The sequence below is a fragment of the Mesorhizobium sp. J18 genome (assembly GCF_007829525.1).
Taxonomy (GTDB): domain Bacteria; phylum Pseudomonadota; class Alphaproteobacteria; order Rhizobiales; family Rhizobiaceae; genus VLJP01.
This window is the reverse complement of record NZ_VLJP01000056.1, coordinates 56,319-72,458: the sequence shown is the minus strand read 5'-3', so window position 1 is coordinate 72,458 and position 16,140 is coordinate 56,319. Positions and strand designations below refer to the sequence as shown.

General features: G+C 60.4%; 20 protein-coding genes. 13 read left to right on the top strand and 7 right to left on the bottom strand.

Annotation, left to right across the window (positions count from 1 at the left end; translation table 11 throughout):
- Positions 1-8 precede the first annotated feature (8 nt).
- The 3 genes from L598_RS17405 to L598_RS17395 all read left to right on the top strand — a co-directional run bounded on the left by L598_RS17405 (position 9) and on the right by L598_RS17395 (position 2,407).
- Positions 9-494 (top strand): DUF2244 domain-containing protein, encoded by a 486-nt coding sequence (locus L598_RS17405; RefSeq protein ID WP_144864602.1) that lies wholly within the window; start codon positions 9-11, stop codon positions 492-494.
- A gap of 67 nt (positions 495-561) precedes the next feature.
- Positions 562-1,446, top strand: coding sequence for a bifunctional helix-turn-helix domain-containing protein/methylated-DNA--[protein]-cysteine S-methyltransferase (locus tag L598_RS17400; protein ID WP_144864600.1), 885 nt, complete (start codon positions 562-564; stop codon positions 1,444-1,446).
- A 67-nt stretch (positions 1,447-1,513) separates the two neighbouring features.
- Positions 1,514-2,407: a ribokinase gene (locus L598_RS17395; RefSeq protein WP_144864598.1), complete on the top strand. Its 894-nt coding sequence runs from the start codon at positions 1,514-1,516 to the stop codon at positions 2,405-2,407.
- Here the strand turns inward: L598_RS17395 and L598_RS17390 are convergent.
- The gene (locus L598_RS17390) at positions 2,404-3,345 is read right to left on the bottom strand and encodes a nucleoside hydrolase (protein WP_144864596.1); all 942 of its coding nucleotides are present in this window, start codon (positions 3,343-3,345) and stop codon (positions 2,404-2,406) included. The two genes, L598_RS17395 and L598_RS17390, sit on opposite strands and share 4 nt — an antisense overlap.
- Positions 3,346-3,467: 122 nt before the next feature.
- Here L598_RS17390 and L598_RS17385 point away from each other — a divergent pair, with 122 nt between their 5' ends.
- Positions 3,468-3,890, top strand: coding sequence for an Hsp20 family protein (locus L598_RS17385; protein WP_144864594.1), 423 nt, complete (start codon positions 3,468-3,470; stop codon positions 3,888-3,890).
- A 75-nt stretch (positions 3,891-3,965) separates the two neighbouring features.
- Complete coding sequence (locus L598_RS17380) at positions 3,966-4,226, top strand: DUF1150 family protein (protein WP_144864592.1); 261 nt, start codon at positions 3,966-3,968, stop codon at positions 4,224-4,226.
- Between the two features lie 61 nt (positions 4,227-4,287).
- Here the strand turns inward: L598_RS17380 and ptsN are convergent, their stop codons facing one another.
- From ptsN to lptC, 6 genes are all read right to left on the bottom strand, one after another.
- On the bottom strand, positions 4,288-4,752 hold the full coding sequence (gene ptsN, locus L598_RS17375) for a PTS IIA-like nitrogen regulatory protein PtsN (RefSeq protein ID WP_144864590.1): 465 nt from the start codon (positions 4,750-4,752) through the stop codon (positions 4,288-4,290).
- A 43-nt stretch (positions 4,753-4,795) separates the two neighbouring features.
- Complete coding sequence (gene raiA, locus L598_RS17370; RefSeq protein WP_144864588.1) at positions 4,796-5,377, bottom strand: ribosome-associated translation inhibitor RaiA; 582 nt, start codon at positions 5,375-5,377, stop codon at positions 4,796-4,798.
- A gap of 274 nt (positions 5,378-5,651) precedes the next feature.
- Entirely contained in the window at positions 5,652-7,157 is a 1,506-nt protein-coding gene (rpoN, locus tag L598_RS17365; RefSeq protein WP_144864586.1) for an RNA polymerase factor sigma-54, read from the bottom strand.
- A 133-nt stretch (positions 7,158-7,290) separates the two neighbouring features.
- Complete coding sequence (gene lptB / locus L598_RS17360; RefSeq protein WP_144864743.1) at positions 7,291-8,058, bottom strand: LPS export ABC transporter ATP-binding protein; 768 nt, start codon at positions 8,056-8,058, stop codon at positions 7,291-7,293.
- 44 nt (positions 8,059-8,102) lie between these two features.
- Positions 8,103-8,654 (bottom strand): LptA/OstA family protein, encoded by a 552-nt coding sequence (locus L598_RS17355; protein WP_144864584.1) that lies wholly within the window; start codon positions 8,652-8,654, stop codon positions 8,103-8,105.
- Positions 8,651-9,358: an LPS export ABC transporter periplasmic protein LptC gene (gene lptC, locus L598_RS17350; protein ID WP_144864582.1), complete on the bottom strand. Its 708-nt coding sequence runs from the start codon at positions 9,356-9,358 to the stop codon at positions 8,651-8,653. Before lptC ends, L598_RS17355 begins: the two co-directional genes overlap by 4 nt.
- A 365-nt stretch (positions 9,359-9,723) precedes the next feature.
- On the opposite strand from lptC, the gene sppA reads away from it, so the two are divergent.
- The 8 genes from sppA to L598_RS17310 all read left to right on the top strand — a co-directional run bounded on the left by sppA (position 9,724) and on the right by L598_RS17310 (position 15,916).
- Positions 9,724-10,686, top strand: a complete 963-nt coding sequence (sppA, locus tag L598_RS17345; RefSeq protein ID WP_144864580.1) for a signal peptide peptidase SppA — start codon at positions 9,724-9,726, stop codon at positions 10,684-10,686.
- A gap of 69 nt (positions 10,687-10,755) precedes the next feature.
- Positions 10,756-11,043 carry an integration host factor subunit beta gene (locus L598_RS17340; RefSeq protein WP_144864578.1) on the top strand — a complete coding sequence of 96 codons (288 nt, stop codon included), beginning with the start codon at positions 10,756-10,758 and terminating at the stop codon, positions 11,041-11,043.
- A gap of 27 nt (positions 11,044-11,070) precedes the next feature.
- Positions 11,071-11,388: a LapA family protein gene (locus L598_RS17335; protein WP_144864577.1), complete on the top strand. Its 318-nt coding sequence runs from the start codon at positions 11,071-11,073 to the stop codon at positions 11,386-11,388.
- An 8-nt stretch (positions 11,389-11,396) separates the two neighbouring features.
- A complete protein-coding gene (locus L598_RS17330) occupies positions 11,397-12,368 on the top strand; it encodes an ornithine cyclodeaminase family protein (RefSeq protein WP_144864575.1) in 972 nt (323 codons plus the stop codon).
- Between the two features lie 102 nt (positions 12,369-12,470).
- A complete protein-coding gene (locus L598_RS17325) occupies positions 12,471-13,523 on the top strand; it encodes a class I SAM-dependent rRNA methyltransferase (protein WP_144864573.1) in 1,053 nt (350 codons plus the stop codon).
- Positions 13,520-14,380, top strand: coding sequence for an RNA methyltransferase (locus L598_RS17320; protein ID WP_246658810.1), 861 nt, complete (start codon positions 13,520-13,522; stop codon positions 14,378-14,380). The genes L598_RS17325 and L598_RS17320 overlap by 4 nt, the downstream gene beginning before the upstream one ends.
- The gene (lspA, locus tag L598_RS17315) at positions 14,377-14,865 is read left to right on the top strand and encodes a signal peptidase II (RefSeq protein WP_144864571.1); all 489 of its coding nucleotides are present in this window, start codon (positions 14,377-14,379) and stop codon (positions 14,863-14,865) included. Before L598_RS17320 ends, lspA begins: the two co-directional genes overlap by 4 nt.
- A gap of 61 nt (positions 14,866-14,926) precedes the next feature.
- Complete coding sequence (locus L598_RS17310; protein ID WP_144864569.1) at positions 14,927-15,916, top strand: MDR family oxidoreductase; 990 nt, start codon at positions 14,927-14,929, stop codon at positions 15,914-15,916.
- Positions 15,917-16,140: the final 224 nt, after the last annotated feature.

Genomic DNA, 16,140 nt, shown 5'->3' with positions numbered 1-16,140 from the left:
TCCGCCCCATGACGCAAACGAAAGCCGCTGACGAACCTTTCTTCAGGGCGTTGCTCACGCCGCACCGTTCTCTGGGGAAGACGGGTTTTGCGCTCTTGATGGGCGCGTTGCTCTTTGGATGGATCGTGACCGGCGTGATTTTCCTGTCCGCAGGCGCATGGCCGGTCTTCGGTTTCGTGGGGCTTGATGTGCTTGCCATCTATATTGCTTTCCGCCTGAACTACCGTGCCGGGCGGGTTCGCGAAGAGGTTTCCCTGTCGCGCACAAGCCTCGATATCCGCAAGGTAGCACCGTCAGGGAAATCCGAAGAGCATCGGTTCAATCCTTTCTGGGCGCGGTTCTCCGTCACCCGCCACGAAGAAATAGGCATCACGAACATGGCCGTGGTGGCACGCGACAAGAGCGTGGGGATAGGAAGCTTCCTCAACCCGGATGACCGCGAAAGCTTCGCCATGGCATTCGGTCGGGCGTTGGCGACGGCCAAAGGCCGTTGAACTCGTCAAGAATCGGGTGGAGAATCCCGTGCCGAGCCCCGATATTCGCGTTCAAGGAGAAATTGCCATGAACGCACAGACCGCCGTCCTGGAAAGAGACGTAACGCCGATTGGCGACGACTATGAGATCGTGCGCCGCGTCATCGAGAAGATCAGCCTGGATTATCGCGATCAGCCTTCGCTGGAAGAGTTGGCGGCGGAGGTCGGTGATACGCCCAGCGGCCTGCAGAAACTGTTCACGCGGTGGGCCGGTCTATCGCCGAAGGGCTTCCTGCAAGCCGTCACGCTCGACCATGCCAAGAGGCTGCTCGATTCCGGTCTCCCACTGCTCGACACTTCCTATGAAGTCGGCATGTCGGGCCCTGGCCGCCTGCACGATCTCTTCGTCACCCATGAGGCGCTGTCACCGGGCGAATACAAGGCGCGAGGGGCAGGCCTGATCATGCGCTACGGTTTTCATATTTCGCCTTTCGGGCTGGCCCTGATCATGGTCACAGAACGCGGCCTGGCGGGTCTCGCCTTTTGCGACGCCGGCGGTGAGCGGGCGGCCCTGGAAGACATGACCGGCCGCTGGCCGAATGCCCATTTTGAGGAGAACATGGCCGCGACCGCCTCCTATGCGGCGCGCATCTTCGATCCGGCGCGTTGGCGCGGCGACCAACCGCTGCGCGTCGTCCTGATCGGCACGGATTTCCAGGTGCGCGTATGGGAGGCTTTGCTGAAGATCCCGATGGGCCGGGCATGCGCCTATTCGGCGATCGCTGCCGATATCGGGCAGCCTTCCGCCGCGCGCGCCGTAGGGGCTGCCATCGGCGCCAATCCGGTTTCCTTCGTGGTGCCATGCCATCGCGCGGTCGGCAAATCCGGTGCGCTGACGGGCTACCATTGGGGTCTGACGCGAAAGCGCGCCATATTGGGCTGGGAAGCGGGCCGGACTGCGGAAGGCAACTGAGCTCGCCTATTCCTTTCATTCTGCAAAGCAGCTAGCCTCCCCGCGAAATCACGGGGAGGCGTTTTCGTTGATAACCGTCATCGGCTCGATCAATCTCGACCTGATCGCCACGGCCGGGCGGCTGCCCAATCCCGGCGAGACGATTTCAGGCGAAAGCTTTGTCACCGCGCCGGGCGGCAAGGGCGCAAATCAGGCGCTGGCCGCGCGCCGGGCGGGAGCGGAAGTGTGCCTTGTCGGTGCCGTCGGGCGCGATGCTTTCGCAACCGATGCGCTTCGCCTGCTAGACGAAGGCGGCGTCGATCTCTCTCGCATCGGGGAGACAGATCTGCCCACGGGCACGGCGCTCATCCTCGTCGGAGGCGACGGGGAGAATATGATCGTGGTGGTGGCAGGCAGCAATGATGGGCTTCAGCCCGGTGACGTCGCCGCCGCCGAATTCGACGGGGGTGACTGCGTCCTGCTGCAGAACGAGATCCCGTTCGAGGTTGTCGGCGAGGCGCTCGAAACAGCCCGTAAAGTCGGGGCGATTTCGCTCTATAACCCGGCGCCGGCCAAGCCCGAAGCGGCTGAATTGCTGGGGCTAGCCGATTATATCGTTGTCAATGAGAGTGAATTCGAACTCTACGCCAAGGAACTAAACCTGGAGGGCGCGGACCGGGAGGCTCGCATGCGGGATTTCGTCGCCCGCAGCGGGAACACCATGATCGTGACGCTCGGCAAGGACGGGGTGCTGGCCGCGACGCCGGAAGCGTTTTTGCGTATTCCCGCCACGAAGATCGATCCGGTCGATACCGTGGGGGCTGGGGACACATTCTGCGGCTATCTTGCGGCCGGACTGGAAGGTTCCATACCACTTGATGAAGCGCTGCGCCGCGCGGCGATCGCAGGAGCGCTTGCTTGCCTGAAAGCCGGGGCCCAGCCTTCCATTCCAACCGCTGCGGAAGTGGATGCAGCGAGCTAAAGCCGCGCAAGTCTTTCGACCAGCAGGTCGAAAAAGCCCTCGTCGTCAATATAGCGCATGACCTGGGCGTTCTTCGGTCGACCCGAGACGCCCCACCAGTCGATCACGGTCATGCCCATGGTCAGTTCCGATGCGATCTCGACCGTGACATTGCAGTGCCGGCCCTTGAACAATTCAGGTTTCAGCAGATAGGCGATGACGCATGGGTCATGCAGCGGGCCGCCATCGGTGCCGTATTTCTCTTCGTCGAAACGCTCGAAGAATTCCAGCAAGGCCGCCGTCGCATGGCCAACCGGCGTGCCCAGTCTACGGAAGGCCTCGACCCTTGCCGCTGTCGTCAGCGCCTTATGGGTGACGTCGAGCGGCATCATCACGATGGGCACGCCGGAGCGGAAGACGACATCGGCGGCGTGCGGATCGACATAGATGTTGAATTCGGCCGCCGGTGTCACATTGCCGCCCTCGAAGAAACCTCCACCCATCAGGACGATCTCCTTGATGCGCGTGGCGATCCGCGGCTCTCGGATCAGGGCGAGTGCAATATTCGTCAGCGGGCCGAGGGGGCACAGAGTGACCGCGCCTTGTGGCTCGGCCATCAGGGTCTCCACAATAAAATCGACCGCGTGGCCTTCCTGCAACGGCATGGATGGTTCGGGCAGGTCCGGCCCGTCCAGGCCAGTACGGCCGTGGACATGCTCGGCCGTGACCAGAGAGCGCACCATAGGCCTTGCCGCGCCGGCATAGACCCTGGTTTCCGGCTTTCCGGCCAGTTCACAGATCTTGCGCGCGTTCTTCTCTGTGAGGGGGAGCGGCACGTTGCCGGCAACGGCAGTAATGCCGAGAATTTCCAGTTCCGGGCTCGCCAGGGCCAGCAATATGGCCACCGCGTCATCCTGGCCCGGATCCGTATCGATGATGATTTTCCTTGGCGCTGACACGCTTGCGCTCCCAAAAACTGATTCCTTGAACTCGCTTTGAAAACGAACCATATCAAGGGCACGGACGGAAATGCCATCCAGGGTTTTCGTCCATCCACGTCGCTCTTTGAGGACAGGACCTGATGACGCGCATGACAACTTTCTCGAACCCGCTTCTTCTGGGGTTCGATACGATGGAGAAGACGCTCGAACGAATCGCGAAATCGGGCGACGGCTATCCACCGTACAATATCGAAAGACTGCGTACCGAGAATGGTGGCCAAAGGCTGCGTATCACGCTCGCAGTGGCGGGTTTCAGCGAATCCGATCTCGAAGTGGCGACCGAGGAGAACCAACTGGTGGTTCGCGGACGCCAGAATGACGACACCGAACGCGAATTCCTGCATCGGGGCATCGCCTCGAGGCAGTTTCAGCGGATTTTCGTGCTTGCCGACGGGATGCGGGTGCTTGGAGCCGAATTGAAAAACGGCCTCCTGGCAATCGACCTCGACAGACCCGAGCCTGAAAGGCTGGTACGCAAAATCAATATTTCGGTGAAAGACTGATCCGGCTTAGCCGGGAACCAATGAGCTCTATGGCGGGTTGGTCACTTTGAGGGACGCCCCGCGAAGGAGGCTGAAATGACCGAGAACGAACGCAAGACCATCACCATCACTCCGGCCCAGCTTGCCCATCTCGGCGAAGGTGCCGTTGCCTATATGCGCGAAATGGACGCCCAGGATTTGCGGGGCAAATTCCCCGGTATCCCCGACATGGCTCCGGGCACCAAGCTATGGGCCCTCTTCGCGGCAAACGGGCAGCCCATCATGCTGACGGACGCGCGCGATGCCGCCATTGCAGGCGCATTCCAGAACGACCTGAAGACCGTCAGCGTTCACTGAATCAACGGACTGGCCGCCGGTTCGGCGGAGCCGGTGCCAGTCGATCGGTTTGTACCTCCCGTCAGGCGGCGTGGGAGGCGGGCGTTTGCGAAAGAAATGTATGAATGGCTGCGGCATCCTTGGTGCCGCGGATTTTTGCGACCGTATCGGTGTCGCGCAGCACGCGGGCAATGCGAGACAATGCCTTCAGATGGTCGGCTCCTGCACCTTCGGGAGCAAGGAGAAGGAAAACAAGGTCCACGGGCAGGTCGTCCAGCGCCTCGAAATCCACAGGTGTCTCCAGACGCGCGAACACGCCGGTGATCTGCCTGATGCCGGGTAGCTTGCCATGCGGAATGGCGATGCCATTGCCGACGCCGGTGGACCCCAGCCGTTCACGCTGGAGAATCGTGTCGAATATCTCCCGCTCCGGAAGCCCGGTTATCGCCGCTGCCTTTTCGGCTAGCAATTGGAGGAGCTGCTTCTTCGAGTTCGCCTTCAAGGCCGGCATGATGGCCGAAACCTCGATGAGATCACTCAAATCCATGATTTGCATCCTATGCTCCGGCCGGGTTTAACCCGTGCCCAGGTCAGTTGCTGCCTTGCGCCACAGAGGCGGGATCGATCCAGCCGATATTTCCGTCCGGCCTGCGGTAGACGATATTGACTTCATTGCTGCCGGCGTTGCGGAAGACGAAGACGGGCGTGTCTTTCATATCCAGTTCAATGACAGCGGAAGCCACCGACATGGTTCTGAGGCTCATCTTCGATTCGGCGACTATGGTGGGGGCATAGTCTTCCGCGATGTCATCGTCCTCGTCATTTACGGGAGCCATTACGCGGTAGGCGACATCCATCGATTCGCTGGCCCCGCCATTGTTGTGCGACTTCAGCCGGCGTTTGTAACGCCGAAGCCGCTTTTCGATGCGGTCGGCGGCTGCCTCGAAGGCGAGCTGCGGATCCTGTGCCTGCCCGGTCGCCTGCAACGAGGCGCCGGTATCGAGATGGATCATGCAGTCAGCGGAAAAACGGGAACCATTCTTCTCCACGGTGACATGACCGCCGAATCCGCCGTCAAAATATTTGTCGACTGCTTCGCCGATGCGCTCCTCGATACGCGCGCGAAAGGCATCGCCGATGTCCATATGCTTACCTGAGATGCGCAGGTTCATTTGAGAACTGACCTTCCCCTGATCAGGCATTGAACGAGACGGAGTTTATACTTGTGGTTCCAAGGCACAAGGCTTGACAGCGGGTCCTTGGCCCTTTGGCAGCCGCGCTTTCGATTGTTTCAATGGCGGCCTGCAACTGCATGATGTCTGCGACGAGCCGTTCATGGGCGCGGGCTTCTAGTGGCTTCCTATTTGCTTGTCAATCAACCGTGGAACGGCTTGCTTGGGCGATCGTTCCGTGGATTGTCGTAACAGGCACCGTAAATGCCAGGCTTCAGCGCTCCGCGAACGACAAGGCGCGCTTCTCCCGGCGGCGCTGGACGGAGGAAGGAATGTTCATTCCTTCCCGATACTTAGCTACTGTGCGCCGGGCTATGTCCACGCCGCTTTTCCTCAGGATATCCACAATCGAGTCGTCGGAAAGGACACCCTCGGCATCCTCCTCGTTTATGAGTTGGCGAATACGGTCGCGGACGGCTTCCGACGAATGCGCGTCGCCGCCCTCCGCGGAGGATATGGCGGTGGAGAAGAAGTACCGCAGTTCGAAAATGCCGCGCGGCGTCATCATGTATTTGTTAGCAGTGACGCGGCTCACAGTCGATTCGTGCATGCCGATGGCTTCCGCGATCATGCGCAGATTGAGCGGGCGCAGGTGCCGGATTCCGTGGACAAGAAAGGCGTCCTGCTGGCGAACGATCTCGGTGGCGACCTTCAGGATGGTCCTTGCCCTTTGGTCGAGGCTGCGTGCCAGCCAGTTGGCATTCTGCAGGCATTCGGAAAGATATTGGCGCTCCGGATGGCTGGCATGTGCAGAAGCTGTGGCAAAATAGGTATGGTCCACCAGCACGCGCGGCAGTGTCTCTGGATTGAGCTCCACTGCCCAGGTTCCGTCGCCGGCCGGCCTTACGATGACATCCGGCACCACCGGGTCCGCAAGGCAGCCTGCAAAGGCGGTTCCCGGCTTGGGATCAAGTGCCCTTATCTCGGAAAGCATGTCGAGCAAATCTTCCTCGTCGACACCGCATATGCGCCGCAAAGCCTGGAAATCGCGTCTGGCCAGAAGCTCCAGATTGGACACCAATGCCTCCATGGCCGGATCGAAACGGTCGCGTGCGTGCAATTGGAGGGCAAGGCATTCCGCAAGGTTGCGCGCAAAAAGGCCGGACGGCTCGAATGTTTGACAGATCTGCAGCACTTTATGGACTTCATGCCGATCCGCACCGATCCTTTCGGCAAGCTCGCCCGGATCGGCCGTCATGTAACCGGCCTCGTCCAGTTCATCGGCCAGAGCATGCGCGATGATCCGCTGTGTTGGGTCGAAGGGCGCGAAGGCGATCTGCTCGGCGACATGATGCTGCAGGGTCACCGGTGCCGTCGCTACTTCTTCGATCTCGAAACCCTGGCCCGAGGCACTCGTCATCCCCAAGCCAGCGGACTTCCACTGTGCCGAAAGATCCGGACCTATGCTGTCATGGATGCCGGGATCGTCGGGAAACAGGTTTTCCAGCGACGAATCCAGCCGTGCCGCTATTGATTCCGATGTCCAGTCGGCATCGCTTCCTTCGTGCCAGTCCGGCCCGGCCTGTTGCTCCTCTGCGGTGACGGGAATCTGATCCTCCGGTTCGGCGCGGTCCAGAAGCGGATTGCTCTCGATCTCCTCGTCGATGAAGCGTTCGAGTTCGATATGCGTCAATTGAAGCAGCCTGATCGACTGCATCAATTGCGGCGTCATCACCAGCGACTGCGTTTGCCGCAGATGGAGTTTGGCCTGAAGCGCCATCTTTCTCCCGACCCCCTCTCTCGACCCCGGTTCGTTATTTATGCCCGTCGAGAAGATGCGGAAAGAAACTGGCCCAGCTTTTGCTTGTCAAGGCAAGGATGACAGAAATCCGCCCGAACCGGTCGAAGATGGCTTACAATGTGAAGCCTTCGCCAAGATAGAGGCGCCGAACATCCGGATTGTCGACGATCTCGCCAGGTCGCCCATGTGTCAGCACTTCGCCGGCATGGATGATATAGGCGCGATCGATCAGGCCGAGCGTCTCTCGGACATTGTGATCCGTTATCAGAACACCGATGCCTCGGGCTGTCAGATGGCGGACAAGCTGCTGGATGTCGGTCACGGCAATGGGATCGATGCCTGCGAACGGCTCGTCGAGCAGCATGAAATTCGGCTTGCTCGCCAGGGCACGTGCGATTTCGAGGCGACGACGCTCACCGCCCGACAGTGCGATGGACGGGGATTTCCTGAGATGCCCGATATGGAATTCCTCCAGAAGGGAATCGAGGGTCCGGTCGCGCTCCTTGCGGCTCTTCTCGACAACTTCGAGAATTGCGCGGATATTGTTTTCGACCGTGAGGCCCCGGAAGATCGAGGCTTCCTGCGGGAGATAGCCGATGCCGAGCCGTGCTCGGCGATACATCGGCATATCGGTCACTTCGTAGCCGTCGATCTGGATCGTGCCCTTGTCGACGGGGACCAGCCCGGTCACCATGTAAAAGCAGGTCGTCTTGCCCGCCCCGTTCGGTCCGAGCAAGCCGACCGCTTCGCCCGCCCGTACCCCAAGAGAAACGCCACTGACCACCTGACGGCCCTTATAGGACTTGGTCAGGCCGCGCGCTATCAGTGTGCCCTTGAAGCGCGAATTGTCATCGTCGGTCTTGACGGCAGGAGCCGCGATACTGGGTCCCCGGCGGAACCGCTCCAGAAACGATTTCTTGCCTGTCACTGCCGCTCCTGCGAACCCGGCTTGAGCAGCATTTTCACGCGACCGCCCGATTTTCCTTCGTTGCAGCCTTCAAGGGTTGCCTGCCCGGTCTGCATCTGCACGGTGAGCTTGCAGCCAACGATCACATTCTCGCCTTCGGAAAGGACAACCTCCTCGCCCGACAGTACGAGAATCTCGGTCTTCATGTCGAAGGCTCCATGATCGCCTGTCGCCACCTGATTTTCGGATTTGACATAGACCTTGTCATCGACCTCGAGACGCTCGATATTCGAGGTTCCCGTGGCGGCCGATCCACCATCCTTGGCGTAGTAGACGGTCATGGTGCCGGATTTCAGCAAGGTCGGACCCTGGACGACCGAGACATTGCCGGTAAAAACCGCGACCCCCTCGTTTTCGCGGACCTCAAGATTGTCGCTCTCGATCTGGATGGGCTGATCCCCTGACAGTTTCAGCCCGGTCAGGCGGTTGTCGGCCTGCTGCGCCTGCGCGGCGGTCGCCACAACCAAGGCAAGGACGGCACCTGCCGCGACAGCGATTGATTTTCTCATTCCCCGGGTTCCCCTTGCGCTTGCGCGCTTTCACGCCTGATTTGTGATGGATCTATCTGCACCCGCACACGATCGCTGAACATCAAAATCTTGCCGCCCTCCGTCGCCTGCATGGATTCCGCCGCAATCCGCGTCCCGTCAAGCTCGATTTCTACCGGTTTTTTGGTCGAAAGCTTTTTGGCTGCAATGTCCACTTTGGCTGATTGAAGGCGTGCCACTATGCCGGATGTCGTTTCCAGCGTGACATTGCTGGTTATGTCAAGGGTGTTGTCGTCCTTGTCGAAGGTTCCCGACGCTGCATTGATCGAGGCCCAATTGCCCTCGCCTATAGGCAAGCGCGCCTGGATTTCTTCCAGCTCGATCGAACTGCCGCCATTGAGCGACTGTTTCGCGCGTGCTGCCGACATATTGTAAGGCAGATTGTCCTTGGTAAATCCGTCGAGTTTTGGATTGGCCATTACAAGATCGCCACCTTCGAGTGATGGGGTGCCGATCGAAGCCAAGCCTCCAACCGAAGAAGCCAGTATGGAATACCCTATGAAGGCCGTCGTCATGCCGACCGCCAGCGTCGGTAATATGATCTTGAGGAGACGGACCCTGCGAGAATGGCGCCGTGCGCGGGCAAAGGCGTCTGCGCCTCTTTCGTTCCGCTCGATCGGGCTCGGGGGGAGACCGGCTGCCTGGTTGTGGGTCGCTCCCTGCATCGTGAACCGCCTCTCGTTTTTCGCTTCTTGCCGACAGCGACAGGCTCGGCAGCTCCCCTAAGATAGGTGAATTGCCGGGCCGATCGAGAGGGCTTCGGACACGAACCGACGCACAGCAATACCGACACCCGAAAAGACAGATGACCTTGCCACGCCCAAGGCTATCGCCAATATGACCAGCCTTGCCGCTTCTCATGGTGCGGTTACACTCCAATATGGCTATTTTTGGGTTAACGTCAAAGACTTAGCAGGCACAAAAATGGCCGCCGAGAACTCCGGCCACTAGGAAAGGCTGTAGCAGGTAGATGGCAATTGGTCTAAAAAGACCTCTTTCATCCGTTTTGAGAGCCGCGACGAGGCCAGACATGCCGACCCGAGCCGACGACCTGATCGACCGCAGACGCCTGAGACGCAAGCTAACCTTCTGGCGCGTATTGGCGGTCGCTCTGGTGGCGATTGCGCTGTTTGCGGTAACGAGCTGGTATTTTCAGGGCAGTTTCGGCACCGCAGCCAATCATATCGCGCAAGTGCGAGTCGAGGGCACCATAACGGAGGACGACGAACTCCTGAAAAGGCTCGAACGTATCCGCAAGTCTCCGGCAGTGAAAGGCGTTATCGTGACGGTGGACTCACCTGGCGGCACGACCGTGGGCGGCGAGGCGATCTTCGAGGCAATACGTCGGCTGGCCGCGGAAAAGCCTGTGGTCGCGCAGGTCGGGACGCTGGCTGCTTCCGCCGGATATATGATCGCCAGCGCGGCCGATCATATCGTCGCGCGCCAATCCTCCATCGTCGGTTCGATCGGCGTGCTTCTCCAGTATCCGGACGTCACGGGCCTGATGGACAAGCTTGGGATCAAGCTCGAAGAGATCAAGTCCTCGCCGCTCAAGGCGGAGCCCTCGCCCTTCAATCCGACAACGGAGGAGGAACGCGCCATGGCCCGACGGCTGATCATGGACAGTTACGAATGGTTCATCGACCTCGTGGCCGAACGTCGTTCTCTTTCGCGCGCGGAGGTGGTGGCGCTTGCCGACGGTTCTATTTTCACCGGTCGTCAGGCGATGGAGCGCAAGCTCGTGGACTCTCTCGGTGGCGAGCAGGAGGCCAAGCAATGGCTGGTCGGAAAAGGCGTGGGCGAAAATCTCGAGATCGTGGAGTGGAAGGCGCGGAATTCCGGCGGCAGCCTCTTCCTGCCGGGTTTCTTCTCGAAGATCGTGGCCCGTGCCCTTGGCCTGCAGAATTACGAAGCTGATCTCCTGAAGCAGATCGGTGCGGAACGCTTGTTCCTTGACGGTCTCTTGTCGGTCTGGCAACCTGAAAGACCCTGAAGAAGAGCCTGAAAAGGCAAGAAAATCATTCTCATAGTTGATCCACTCGCAGCGGCGGAAACAGCGGAAATGATAAAATCCGAGCTTGTGCAGACCATTGCAAACCGCAATCCTCACCTGTTCCTGCGTGACGTCGAGAACATCGTGAACGCAATTTTCGACGAGATCACCGATGCGCTCGCGGCTGGCAACCGTGTCGAACTACGCGGTTTCGGCGCTTTCTCGGTGAAGAACAGGCCTGCTCGCGTGGGCCGCAATCCGCGGACCGGGGAATCAGTTCAGGTCGAGGAGAAATGGGTACCCTTCTTCAAGACCGGCAAGGAACTTCGCGAACGCCTCAACAATTCCGGCGGCTGACCAAATCACCGCACACCGGGAACCGAAATGCTCAATCGCCTTGTCGTTATCGTGATCCTCGTGCCGGTCGCGATCATATTGATCGCGCTCGCCGTCGCCAATCGAACGCCTGTCGCCTTCACGCTCGATCCATTCAATCCCGGCAATCCCGGCCTTACCGCCGAGATGCCGCTTTTCGTCTATCTTTTCCTGGCGATCGCTCTTGGAATGATCATAGGCAGCATAGCGACCTGGTTGCGGCAGGGACGTTACCGCAAGGTAGCGCGCCAGCGGCGTGACGATGCAGGAAGCATTCATGATCCGGCGACAGGCAAGCAGACAGCCCTTCCTCGCCCGAGAGCGTGACAACAAGCATGATCAATATCTCTGCCGCCGACGTAGACAGATGCCTGAGCTATTCCGGGCTGGTAGAAACCTTGCGGAAGGCCTTCCGTGAAGGTGCCGTCCAGCCGGTGCGGCATCATCACACGGTGGAACATCCAGGAGGAAGCCCTTCGACGCTGCTCCTGATGCCCGCCTGGAGTGATTTCGCGGCCAAGAGCGGCACGGGATATATTGGGGTCAAGATCGTCACGGTATCGCCGGATAACAACACGATCGGGAAACCGGCCGTCATGGGTGTCTATCTCCTGATGGACGGGGAAACCGGTGAGCCGCAGGCCCTGATCGACGGCCAACGTCTGACGCTGTGGCGCACTGCCTGCGCCTCGGCGCTGGCGGCAAGCTATCTCGCGCGTGAGGACGCTTCGAAGCTTCTGCTCGTTGGTGCCGGTGCCCTGTCGGCCCATCTTGCGCAGGCTCATGCGGCCGTCCGGCCCATCAGGGAAATCTCGGTCTGGAACCGCACGCCGGCAAATGCACGGAAGGTCGTGGAAACGCTTGCCAAGGCAAGCCTTAACGCGAAGGTCGCGGAAGATCTGAATGATGCTGTCGGCACGGCCGACATTGTCTCTTGCGCCACGCTTTCGACGGCTCCGCTCGTGCGAGGCGCGGTGCTCAGGCCCGGCACGCATGTCGATCTGGTCGGTGCCTTTTCACCGACCATGCGCGAAAGCGACGACGACACGATCCGCAAGGCCAGCGTCTTCGTCGATACTCGCGAAGGGGCGACCAAGGAGGCAGGCGATATTGTGCAGGCGCTCGAATCCGGCGCATTGACGCCGGAGGGCATATCCGCGGATCTGTTCGAGCTCACACGCGGCGAAAAGCCCGGCCGCAAGAACAGCGACGAGATTACATTGTTCAAATCGGTGGGTGCCGCGCTTGAGGATCTGGCCGCGGGCATTGCCGTCTTCGAAACCTTTTCGAAGAGAACCGCCGCCTGACCACGCATTCAGAAATTGGGGCGCCACGTCTTGGCAGTGCGCTTTGTTGCGGAGCGAAAGCGCCTATGGCAGAAGCGGGCCGATCATTGGAGCCGCTGAGCCTTGAAGCCTTCACGAGAAAAACGTCGGCAAAACCGCCCCGACCGTCCTAGCCAGCAGTCGCATCGGATGGAGATGTCGGCGGGAGCTGATCGCGACCCTCGCAAAGCAGTGGCCGAACCGGCGCCGCGACGCATATTGTCGCGGCGCAAGGGAGCGCTGCCGGAGGAGAACTTGCCGCTGATCATGGAAGTCGCGCCCAATGAGGATTATGCGCTGATCGATTCGGGGGCGGGTCGCAAGCTCGAGCAATACGGGCCCTATCGCATCGTGCGCCCGGAGGGGCAGGCGATCTGGCAGCCCGCGCTCGGAGCCAAGGACTGGGAAAATGCTGACGCCGTCTTCACCGGCGACACGGACGAGGAAGGCATGGGCCGCTGGCGCTTTCCCGGCGAACCGCTCGGCGAAACATGGCCGATGCGCCATGACGGCATCGACTATCTCGGCCGGTTCACTTCCTTCCGCCATGTGGGCGTGTTCCCTGAACAGGCCTCGCACTGGTCGCATATGGAAAGGCTGATCCGCTCGGCCAGACGGCCGGTCAAGGTGTTGAACCTCTTTGGCTATACCGGTCTTGCCTCGCTGGTTGCGGCGCGCGCCGGCGCTGAAGTGACTCATGTCGACGCCTCCAGAAAGGCAATCGGCTGGGCGCGCGAGAACCAGGAGATCGCCGGCCTTGCCGACAAGCCGATCCGCTGGATCTGCGAGGACGCCATGAAATTTGCCGAGCGCGAGGAACGTCGCGGCAATGCCTATGACATCATCCTGCTCGACCCGCCCGCCTATGGCCGCGGACCCAAGGGCGAGGTTTGGCAGCTTTTCGAGGATCTGCCGGCGCTTACGGATATCTGCCGGACGATCCTGACGCCGCAGCCGCTGGCGGTGGTGCTGACAGCCTATTCCATCCGGGCCTCTTTCTTCGCCATCCATGCCCTGATGCGCGACACTTTCACCGGCTTGGGCGGCACGGTGGAATCCGGCGAACTCGTCATCCGCGAGAAATCGGCAGGCCGCGCGCTTTCCACCTCGCTTTTCTCGCGTTGGGTCGCCGCATGATGGACAGCCGGACGGAAAGACGCGTCCCCGGCCGGGTGAAAGAGGTGACAAGCCTCTCAAACCCGATCGTGAAGGATATCAAGGCGCTTGCGCTGAAGAAATTCCGCGACCAGCAGCATGCCTTCATGGCCGAGGGACTGAAACTCGTCATCGATGCGTTGGATTCCGGCTGGAAGATAAAGACGCTCGTCTTTGCCAAGGCGGGGCGCGGTAACGCAGCCGTGGAGAAGACAGCCGCACGGACAGTTGCGGCCGGCGGTCTCGTTCTCCAAGTCAGCGAAAAGGTTCTTGCCGCTATCACCCGGCGCGACAATCCGCAGATGGTTGTCGGCGTGTTCGAGCAGCGTTACCTGCCCTTGAAGGACGTCGAGCCTGCCGGCAGCGATGTTTGGGTGGCGCTCGACCGTGTGCGCGACCCAGGCAACCTCGGAACGATCATCCGCACGGCGGACGCAGTGGGGGCGAAAGGTGTGATTCTGGTCGGCGACTGCACCGATCCGTTTTCGGTGGAAACAGTGCGTGCGACCATGGGCTCGATCTTTTCCGTGCCGCTGGCACGCGCCGATGCTGAAACCTTCACGGCGTGGAGACGCGGCCTGTCGGCACTTGTCGCAGGCACGCATCTGAAAGGCTCGGTCGACTATCGCAGCGTGGACTACTCGACAAAACCTGTTCTGCTGCTGATGGGCAACGAACAGCAGGGCCTGCCGGGTTCACTTGCGGAAATCTGTGACACCTTGGTGCGGATTCCGCAGGCGGGCAGGGCAGATTCGCTCAATCTGGCCGTCGCCACCGGCGTCATGCTCTATGAAATCCGCAGGAATGCCTTGCCTATGGAAGGGAAAATCGACGCATGAAGCCCCGTGCCCTGGCGCTCTATGGTGCCGTGATCCTGGTCTCCGTCATCCTCGACCAATGGGTGAAGAATCTGGTCGAGACCGGCATGGATTACCATCAGCAGATCGATCTCCTTCCTTTTCTGGCGCTTTTCCGCACGCATAATACCGGCATGGCATTCTCCATGCTTTCCGGGATCGGCGATGTCGGACTGTCGCTGATCGTCTTTGTGGTCATTGCCTTCATCGCCTATCTCGCTTGGCGCACTGGGCCGACGCAACACTTCGCCCGATTCGGCTTTGCGCTCGTGATCGGGGGTGCGATCGGCAATCTGATCGACCGTGTCGAGCATGGCTATGTCGTCGACTACGTCCTGTTCCACACCCCGGTATGGTCCTTCGCCATCTTCAACCTGGCCGATGTGTTCATCACAATCGGCGCGGGACTGGTTATCCTTGAAGAATTCCTAGGCTGGCGCCGCGAACGCGCGGAGCGTTCTTCCTAATCGGGCGTTGACCTCGCAGTTAGGAGACCGCAGACTTCAACGACCAACATCTGGAGGAAAGATGGCCGACAGTTTCAAAGCCGTCCTGGTGGACCGTGACGAGGACAGGAAGCAGTCCGTCGAGATGGTCGAGCTGACCGAGGAGGATCTGATGCCCGGTGATGTCACCGTGGCCGTGGAGGCGACGACCGTCAATTACAAGGATGGTCTCGCCATCACGGGAAAGGCTCCCGTCGTGAGACGCTTTCCACTCATCCCGGGCATAGATTTCGCCGGTACGGTGCTGACCTCCTCCCACCCCGACTGGAAGGAGGGTGACAAGGTCGTGCTCAATGGCTGGGGCGTCGGCGAGACGCATTATGGCGCTTATGCCGCCCGCGCGCGGGTAAATGGCGATTGGCTGGTCCCTCTGCCCGAAGGCATGAGCGTGCATGACGCCATGGCGGTTGGCACGGCCGGCTACACCGCGATGCTTTGTGTAATGGCGCTGGAGCGCCATGGGATCGTGCCCGACCGCGGACCGGTGGTTGTCACAGGTGCGGCAGGCGGCGTCGGCTCCGTGGCCGTCTCCATTCTTTCACGGCTCGGCTATGAGGTCATAGCCTCGACGGGCCGGCAGGAGGAAGCCAGCTACCTGAAAGAGCTCGGCGCTTCGGAAGTGATCGCGCGCGAGGAGCTTTCCGGCCCGGGCAAGCCGTTGGGCAAGGAGCGCTGGGCCGGCGGCGTCGATGCCGTGGGCAGCCATACACTGGCGAATGTGCTGTCCATGACGTCCTATGGTGGTGCGGTCGCCGCCTGCGGTCTTGCCCAGGGCATGGACCTGCCGGCAAGCGTGGCCCCCTTCATCCTCCGCGGGGTCTCGCTTCTGGGGATCGATTCCGTCATGGCGCCAAAGGAATTGCGCCTGGAAGCCTGGAAGCGCATTGCAAGCGATCTCGATCATGGAAGGCTGAACAAGATCACCACCGTTATTCCCTTTTCGGGCGTGATCGACGCCTGTCGAGACATTGTCGAAGGAAAGGTGCGCGGGCGGATTGTCGTCGAGATGTAAATCCAAGCATCGGCGCGCTTTTGCCATTGAAGCGGCAAGCTTGCGGCTTCAGGCCTGTCACATCTGCCCCCTATGATCTTGTCGGCAGATTGCCGTGAATGAGACGCACGTTCCTCATTGCGCGCGCGGCTTCGTGATAAGCCGCTTGATCGAGAAAAGCGATTGACGCGCTCGAGGGGGATGTTTCGGCATAGGTTCTTGATGTTGCTGTCGAAAGGCTGAAA

What these genes read in the sequence shown, in the direction of transcription:
- L598_RS17355 (WP_144864584.1), bottom strand. Translation starts at nt 8,654, where the DNA reads ATGAGAAAATCAATCGCTGTCGCGGCAGGTGCCGTCCTTGCCTTGGTT.
- rpoN (WP_144864586.1), bottom strand. Translation starts at nt 7,157, where the DNA reads ATGGCGCTTCAGGCCAAACTCCATCTGCGGCAAACGCAGTCGCTGGTG.
- lptC (WP_144864582.1), bottom strand. Translation starts at nt 9,358, where the DNA reads ATGCAGGGAGCGACCCACAACCAGGCAGCCGGTCTCCCCCCGAGCCCG.
- L598_RS17385 (WP_144864594.1), top strand. Translation starts at nt 3,468, where the DNA reads ATGACGCGCATGACAACTTTCTCGAACCCGCTTCTTCTGGGGTTCGAT.
- L598_RS17400 (WP_144864600.1), top strand. Translation starts at nt 562, where the DNA reads ATGAACGCACAGACCGCCGTCCTGGAAAGAGACGTAACGCCGATTGGC.
- lspA (WP_144864571.1), top strand. Translation starts at nt 14,377, where the DNA reads ATGAAGCCCCGTGCCCTGGCGCTCTATGGTGCCGTGATCCTGGTCTCC.
- sppA (WP_144864580.1), top strand. Translation starts at nt 9,724, where the DNA reads ATGCCGACCCGAGCCGACGACCTGATCGACCGCAGACGCCTGAGACGC.
- raiA (WP_144864588.1), bottom strand. Translation starts at nt 5,377, where the DNA reads ATGAACCTGCGCATCTCAGGTAAGCATATGGACATCGGCGATGCCTTT.
- ptsN (WP_144864590.1), bottom strand. Translation starts at nt 4,752, where the DNA reads ATGGATTTGAGTGATCTCATCGAGGTTTCGGCCATCATGCCGGCCTTG.
- L598_RS17320 (WP_246658810.1), top strand. Translation starts at nt 13,520, where the DNA reads ATGATGGACAGCCGGACGGAAAGACGCGTCCCCGGCCGGGTGAAAGAG.
- L598_RS17310 (WP_144864569.1), top strand. Translation starts at nt 14,927, where the DNA reads ATGGCCGACAGTTTCAAAGCCGTCCTGGTGGACCGTGACGAGGACAGG.
- L598_RS17380 (WP_144864592.1), top strand. Translation starts at nt 3,966, where the DNA reads ATGACCGAGAACGAACGCAAGACCATCACCATCACTCCGGCCCAGCTT.
- L598_RS17330 (WP_144864575.1), top strand. Translation starts at nt 11,397, where the DNA reads ATGATCAATATCTCTGCCGCCGACGTAGACAGATGCCTGAGCTATTCC.
- L598_RS17405 (WP_144864602.1), top strand. Translation starts at nt 9, where the DNA reads ATGACGCAAACGAAAGCCGCTGACGAACCTTTCTTCAGGGCGTTGCTC.
- L598_RS17340 (WP_144864578.1), top strand. Translation starts at nt 10,756, where the DNA reads ATGATAAAATCCGAGCTTGTGCAGACCATTGCAAACCGCAATCCTCAC.
- L598_RS17335 (WP_144864577.1), top strand. Translation starts at nt 11,071, where the DNA reads ATGCTCAATCGCCTTGTCGTTATCGTGATCCTCGTGCCGGTCGCGATC.